Below are 6913 nucleotides of genomic sequence, written 5' to 3'. Positions count from 1 at the left end.
GTTTGATCGCGCCTGCGTACATGCCGCCCAGCGCTGAAGAGTCGATGGCCAGTTGCGGTTTGCTGCTGCCGTCGTCGGCGCGCGCGGTGGCGTTAAGGGTTTGTGCGTTGACGTCGTTGCGACCGGCAACAATCGTCAGGTTCTGCGCCTGAATTTCGGCGTTGATCTTCGCGCTGCGCGTGATGATTTCAAAACGATCGACGTTGGTCGCGTTAAGCCCCGCCCCCTCGATGGCCACAGTTCCCTGATCGACCTGAAAACGATCCAGACGACCGTTGTCGAGCACTGGTTTGCCGGTGGTCAAGGTCACACGCGGCGAGTTGATAAAACCGCAACCATTACAGGTAATGCCATACGGGTTGGCAACAATCACCCGCGCCGACTGCCCCGCCACCTCGGTGTAACCGCGCAACTGGCTCGGGTTGCCGCTGATGACTTCGTTGAGAATCGCCTGCGCCGAACCGCTGTTTTTCAGGTTCGGGTTGTCGATGATGTGCCCGCCCAACTGGGTGAGATTATTCTGCGTCGAGCCATTGTTGAGGATCAGCCCCTGCGCACCGACGTTGTAATCGTGGAACTGGTTGTGCGACAGGCCGCTGCCATTGGGCGTGGCGATGTTGATGATCGGCACGCCATTGCCGGCGCGATCCAGCGAGGTATTTGGGTTAGCGACAACGATGCCGTCGGCCTGCGCCCACATCGGTTGCCAGAACATGACGTTCGCCAGCAAAAACGCCACCCCACGCTTGGGCATGCCCAAAAAACGTTCGCGGTCTTTTACGGCCGCAGAAGGTTGGAGTGCAAGAAAGGCAAACTGGCGAACGTCCATGTCGGTGTTCTCGGAAAGTTGTTATTAGAGAAAGAAATCCAGACGGAAATAGATCGGTGCTTCACGCTCGGTCAGTGCGTCCGGCCGTTCCAGGGAATGGGCAAACGTCACGCTGGCGGCGACGTGCTGGCCACGGGCGAACAGGTCCAGCGAGTTGCTCGACATACGCCCGTGCTGATCGCCGTTATAGCGACCGTTCTGGATCACACCCTGGTCGTAACCGAGGCTTGTCCCGTATTCGGAGAACACCGGTTGCAGCCATTCGATGGTCACCGGACGCGACCAGCGCAGATCGTTGCGCCAGTAACCACCGCTGTCGCCGGACAGCGACTGATCCTTGTAGCCACGAATCGACGACGAGCCACCAAGGCTGGTGCGCTGCGGGCTGAACAGCACATCTTCACTGCGCTGGCCGGTCATCAGGCTGCTGAAGCTGAACGACTCGCCCCACAACTTGAACGGCTGCAGGTAGCTCAGGGTGGCGGTGTATTTGCGGTAGCGTGCATTAGGCTCGCCGGGGCCAGGATCGTGACTGCCCTGCGCATCGAAGGCACCGATGCCCTCTTGCATGCCGGCGTCAAAGTTGACGAAGGCACTGCCGACACGGCGACCGTGGTTGAAGCCGAACTGCGCTTCGCTGATGCGGTTGCTGCTCAGCTTGAGTTTGCTGTCTTCGATGAAGTTGTTGGTGCGCAAGTACGACAGACCTGCACTGAGCGAGGTCTTGCTGACGGCGTCGCGATGGATCACCCGCTCGGCGCGCACCTGATGGTTTTCGCTGTCGCCGGTCTGTTTGAAGTTGTAGAGGTTGGCGGCGATTTGCGAGCGGTATTCGCTCTGGCTGTAGGTGTAACTGAAGGTCCACCAGCCCCACGGCAAGCTGTAATTGAGCATGGCGTTGTTGGAGGTGTGCTGATGATCCGTCATCGCATCGTGACCGCCGCGCAGGCTCAACTGATCCGCCAGGCCGAGCGGGCTGTCCCAGTCAAACGTGGTGCCCCACTGCTGTTCGCCGGTGCTGCGCTGGCCGTCGTTATTGCGCGACAGCCCGACTCGCCATGGCTTCTGCGGCGTGTTGGTGACCAGCACTGCGCTGCCGCCGACGTTCTGGCCGGGCGCCAGCTCCATTTTTGCCTGATTCGATGGCAGACGGTTGAGCTGATCGACCATCTGCTCGATCTCGCGCAGGTTGACCAGTTCACCGGTTTTACCGGGGAAGGCCATAGCCAGTTCGCGCGCCGAGAGTTGGCTGTTTTCCGCGCCTTTCATGCCTTCAAGCTTGCCTTCGACCACCAGCACTTGCAGGTGCCCGCTGGACAGATCCTGCTGCGGCAAGTAGGCGCGGCTGGTGACCAGACCTTTCTCGATGTAGTGATCGGTGATGACTTTGAGCAGCTCGTTGAGCTGCGGCACGCCGAGGCATTCACCGATATAGGGTTTGAGCAGACGCGTCTTTTCGCGATCCGACAGACTGTCGGCGCCCTTGAGCTCGATGTCTTTGATCGGGAAGCAGCGGGTATCGGTGGGGGCTGCCGGTTGCGCAGGCTTGGCGTCCTTGCCGGGCAGATCCTTGAGTTCCTCAAGGCGTCGCTGCTGCTCTTCGAGCAGGCGGTTCTGGCGGTCACGGATAAGGTCGGTGTCACCGGGAGTCGGAGCGGCGACGGCAATCTGAAGTGGAGACAGGCACAGCAAAGCTACGCACAAACTCGCCACGAGGGCGGGTGAGGACATGTTCGATCCCTCGATACGAAAGTGACATCAAAATAGTGGCGCGATATTAGATGGCCATCATTTTGACGTCAAACTATCGTTTAAACCTTTTGTCGGGTTTGTATCAAGAATTGAACAAACGGGGCGGTTGCAGCCCCGCAATGCTTCTGACTGGCTTATCCGCGAACACGGTGCTCATCAAAGGCATAATCTTCCTGGCAATCCGCCGAAGGACCTTTCTCCACATTGACGTAATGCACCGTGTCAGCATCAGTAAGCTTGTAGGTATAAACATCAGGCGCAGCGACGCCATTGGTTCTCAGCACACTCTTGCCATTGGTAGCTGTCCAGGTGCCATGCTCGGTTTGCACCTTCTGTGTCTGCTTGGCGTCGCGGAAAAAGGTGATGGAAAATGTACCGTCGGCGTTGAACTGGTTTTTCCAGGACATGAACTGGCATTTGCCGTTTTCGTCGCGCTGACCTTTCCATGAACCGACCAGCGATGGGTCAACGACCGGCTTATTAGTGGCGCAGCCAGACAATGTCGCGGCCAGAATAATAAGTGCCAGGGAGAGATTCCGTTTCACAGGGTGTTTCCTTTTTTTCGATAAATTCAGTGCGCTGTGCATGCCGACTCAACTTTTTACGAGCGTGCGCTGCCGAGGCTGAGTAACGTCATAAACATGCTGTTCGCAATGCTCACCGCTGAACTGAAACTCCACCTGGTAGACCTTGCCACGCTCGGGAGTGAAAACAGTGGTCAGCGGCCCGCAGGTATAAATACCTCCCGTAACCCGGCTGTTCGAATACCCCGAAACCTCAAAGGGCTTACCGGCATCCGCTTGTGCCTCCACTTGCGGGAAGCGCTTGACCGTGGCGCTGTTCGCCACTTCATTGAGTTTGGCGATCCAGCCGAAAACATGGCCCCGACCTGAATCGACGACGGTGCCAAGGACCTCCATTCGACGGTCAGGATCATCCGCGCGCCGGATGGAGAACTCCACCGGATGGGTGCCACCGGAGGCTTTCATGATGACCTTGGCGTGCTGGTCATCCGTTGCCACTTTGTTCTGGCCCAGTTGAACACCATCTTTCAGCAGGCTTGGAGAAGAATCCCGAACATTGGAATGGCAGCCTGCCAGCGTAAAAATCACAGCCAGAGGCAGTAATGCGCGTTTATTCACGGACGAATTCTCTCGATTAAGGACGGGCGCCAGGAATGACATCAAAATAGTGGCGCGATATTAGTTGGCCATCATTTTGGCGTCAAACCTTTGTTCGTCAGTGCTCAACGCCCAGCCGCGTCGCGACGTCTGCCGGGGCCAGCACGCGACCATCGGCCGCCGTCAATTCCAGCTTGCGAATCGGCTGACGATCCTTCGCATCGACCATCACCGAACCCGGCTCACCCGGCGCGTACATGAATTCACCGCCCCACTGCGACAGCGCGACGATTACGGTCTGCAAGGCTTTGCCACGCTCAGTCAGCACGTATTCCTTATAAGCCCCGCCGTCGGCGGCTGGCAGCGCTTGCAGAATCCCCTGCTCCAGCAGCCCTTTGAGGCGCGCGCTGAGCATGTTTTTCGCGATATCCAGACTCTTCTGAAAATCATTGAAACGGCGAATACCCTCCAGCGCATCACGAATGATCAGCAACGACCACCAGTCTCCGATCAGGTCCAGCGTCCGGGCGACCGGGCGACCGGGCAGGCATTGCCTTGCAGGCTTTTGCGTTTCACGTAAACGTACTCCCTCGAATCAGTGGGCGGCCGTGCGGCTCAGGGTTGCATCATTCAACTCTATCGCCAGGCGACGACTGACCCCGCGTAAAACCAGCACTTGCGTACAAGTAGCCGGATCGCTTTGCGCTGATAGTGAATGTCGCCATTTCGGCACCACCGTGAACCCCGAAGCAGGAGTTTCCATGAGCACATTCACCACGCAAGACGGCACCGAAATCTATTACAAGGACTGGGGCAGCGGTAAGCCCGTACTGTTCAGCCATGGCTGGCCGCTGGATGCCGACATGTGGGAATACCAGATGGAATATCTGAGCAGCCGCGGCTACCGCACCATCGCCTTCGATCGCCGTGGTTTCGGCCGGTCCGATCAGCCGTGGACCGGTTACGACTACGACACCTTCGCCGACGACATCGCGCAACTGATCAATCACCTGGACCTGCGCGAGGTGACACTGGTGGGCTTCTCGATGGGTGGCGGTGACGTCAGCCGCTACATCGCCCGCCATGGCAGCGAACGCGTGGCCGGTCTGGTGTTGCTCGGCGCAGTAACGCCGCTGTTCGGCAAGAAAGCCGACTTCCCGCAAGGCGTCAACACCTCGGTGTTCGACGGGATCAAGGCCGGCCTGCTCAAGGATCGCGCGCAGTTCATCGCCGATTTCGCCGCGCCGTTCTACGGCACCAACCAGGGCCAGAAAGTCTCCGAAGGCGTGCTCACGCAAACCCTGAATGTCGCCCTGCTGGCGTCGCTCAAAGGCACGGTGGATTGTGTCACGGCATTCTCGGAAACCGACTTCCGCCCGGACATGGCCAAGATCGACGTGCCGACACTGGTGATCCATGGCGACGGCGATCAGATCGTGCCGTTCGAAACCACCGGCAAACAGGCTGCCGCACAAATCAAAGGCGCCGAGCTGAAGGTTTACGCCGGCGCGCCGCACGGGTTTGCGGTGACGCATGCGCAGGCGTTGAACGAAGACTTGCTGGCATTCCTTAACCGATAACCCGGAAAAGCCTGGCGCCCGACCTGTGGCGAGGGAGCTTGCTCCCTCGCCACAAAATCATCATTGGCTGATAGCCTGCGTGCCTGCCCCGCCTGCCGCAAGCCCTGTATTCAAAGGCCTTCAGCCCTCTGCATCAGAATTTTATCTTCACATCCCAGCTTAATAATATTTTACCGATATCCCCCCTCTGCCTAGTCTGACCGCAAGCAAAACGGACAAGCCAACAGCGCCCGAATCCCACTGCCTTGCTAGGAAGGATGTAGAGATGACCCCTGAAATAATAAAAACAGACACGCTGATCGTGGGTGCCGGCCAAGCGGGCGTGGCCATGAGTGAGCACCTGAGCAAACTCGGTGTGCCGCACCTGGTGCTGGAGCGCAATCGCATTGCCGAACGCTGGCGCACCGGGCGTTGGGACTCGCTGGTGGCCAACGGCCCGGCGTGGCACGACCGCTTCCCGGGTCTGGAATTCGATGACGTCGACCCTGACGGTTTCGCTCCGAAAGAGCGCGTGGCCGATTACTTCGAAGCCTATGCGAAGAAATTCAATGCGCCGATCCGCACCGGCGTCGACGTGAAAAGCGTAGTGCGCAATGTCGGTCGCCCGGGTTTCACCGTCGAGACCTCCGAGGGTGTGATTGAAGCCAGCCGTGTGGTCGCGGCCACCGGCCCGTTTCAGAAACCGGTGATCCCGCTGATTGCGCCCAAAGACGAGCGTCTTTTGCAGATCCACTCTGCAGACTATCGCAACCCGCAGCAACTGCCGGCAGGCGCGGTGCTGGTGGTCGGTGCCGGTTCTTCCGGCGTACAGATTGCCGATGAACTGCAACGTTCCGGCAAACAGGTTTACCTCTCCGTTGGCGCTCACGACCGCCCGCCTCGCGCTTACCGCAACCGGGATTTCTGCTGGTGGCTGGGCGTGCTCGGCGAGTGGGATCAGGCGGCGATGAAACCGGGTCGTGAACACGTGACCATTGCGGTCAGCGGCGCACATGGCGGGCGCACCATCGATTTCCGTGGTCTGGCCCATCGCGGCATGACCCTGGTGGGCGTCACCGAGTCGTTCAATGACGGCGTGGTGACCTTCAAGCAGGACCTGCTCGGCAACCTCAATCGCGGCGACGAAAACTATCTGGCGCTGCTCGATGCCGCCGATGCCTACATCGAGCGCAACGGCCTGGATCTGCCACTGGAACCTGAAGCACGGGAAACCTATCCAGATCCTGACTGCGTGAAAAACCCGCTGGCCGATCTCGATCTGGCCAAGGCTGGCGTCACCTCGATCATCTGGGCCACCGGCTTCGCCGTGGACTATTCCTGGCTACAGGTCGCGGCGTTCGATGACAAGGGCAAACCGGTGCACCAGCGCGGTGTGTCGAGCGAACCGGGGGTGTATTTCCTCGGTCTGCCGTGGCAATCGCGTCGTGGTTCGTCGTTCATCTGGGGCGTGTGGCACGACGCCAAACACGTCGCCGATCACATCGCCACCCAGCGCAAGTATCTGGACTACCGCGATGCCGAACAGCGAGAGGCCGAGTTGCACCAGAACAGCCACAGCAAAGCCGCCGACACCGTCGACGCTTGATAGCCCTTTTCGCCCCGGCGCCGATTGCGCCGGGCAAACCTTCTTC

The 6913-nt window shown here is 59.3% G+C and carries 6 protein-coding genes and 1 pseudogene; 2 read left to right on the top strand and 5 right to left on the bottom strand.

Translation table 11 applies throughout. The annotated features are described in order from the left end of the window. From WA225_RS08685 to WA225_RS08665, 5 genes and pseudogenes are all read right to left on the bottom strand, one after another. On the bottom strand, window positions 1-829 hold an 829-nt coding region (locus WA225_RS08685), incomplete at its 3' end, for a filamentous hemagglutinin N-terminal domain-containing protein (protein WP_422607626.1). Between the two features lie 24 nt (window positions 830-853). Then, window positions 854-2560 carry a ShlB/FhaC/HecB family hemolysin secretion/activation protein gene (locus WA225_RS08680; protein ID WP_422607625.1) on the bottom strand — a complete coding sequence of 569 codons (1707 nt, stop codon included), beginning with the start codon at window positions 2558-2560 and terminating at the stop codon, window positions 854-856. Window positions 2561-2715: 155 nt separating this feature from the next. Continuing rightward, on the bottom strand, window positions 2716-3126 hold the full coding sequence (locus tag WA225_RS08675) for a lipocalin family protein (RefSeq protein WP_422607624.1): 411 nt from the start codon (window positions 3124-3126) through the stop codon (window positions 2716-2718). Window positions 3127-3174: 48 nt separating this feature from the next. Further along, window positions 3175-3723, bottom strand: a complete 549-nt coding sequence (locus WA225_RS08670; RefSeq protein WP_242206209.1) for a hypothetical protein — start codon at window positions 3721-3723, stop codon at window positions 3175-3177. 97 nt (window positions 3724-3820) lie between these two features. Continuing rightward, window positions 3821-4278 (bottom strand): annotated as a pseudogene (locus tag WA225_RS08665) (winged helix-turn-helix transcriptional regulator). Between the two features lie 185 nt (window positions 4279-4463). On the opposite strand from WA225_RS08665, the gene WA225_RS08660 reads away from it, so the two are divergent. Then, window positions 4464-5282 (top strand): alpha/beta fold hydrolase, encoded by an 819-nt coding sequence (locus WA225_RS08660; protein WP_422607623.1) that lies wholly within the window; start codon window positions 4464-4466, stop codon window positions 5280-5282. Window positions 5283-5547: 265 nt separating this feature from the next. After that, window positions 5548-6867, top strand: coding sequence for a flavin-containing monooxygenase (locus tag WA225_RS08655; RefSeq protein WP_422607622.1), 1320 nt, complete (start codon window positions 5548-5550; stop codon window positions 6865-6867). Window positions 6868-6913: the final 46 nt, after the last annotated feature.

Origin of the sequence: Pseudomonas sp., from assembly GCF_049300855.1 — a bacterium.
GTDB lineage: Bacteria > Pseudomonadota > Gammaproteobacteria > Pseudomonadales > Pseudomonadaceae > Aquipseudomonas.
The sequence above is the reverse complement of the archived record's forward strand: the minus strand, read 5'-3'. Positions and strand labels throughout refer to the sequence as shown.

Coding starts and splice junctions, on each gene's coding strand:
- WA225_RS08660 (WP_422607623.1), top strand. CDS start 4,464: ATGAGCACATTCACCACGCAAGACGGCACCGAAATCTATTACAAGGAC.
- WA225_RS08680 (WP_422607625.1), bottom strand. CDS start 2,560: ATGTCCTCACCCGCCCTCGTGGCGAGTTTGTGCGTAGCTTTGCTGTGC.
- WA225_RS08655 (WP_422607622.1), top strand. CDS start 5,548: ATGACCCCTGAAATAATAAAAACAGACACGCTGATCGTGGGTGCCGGC.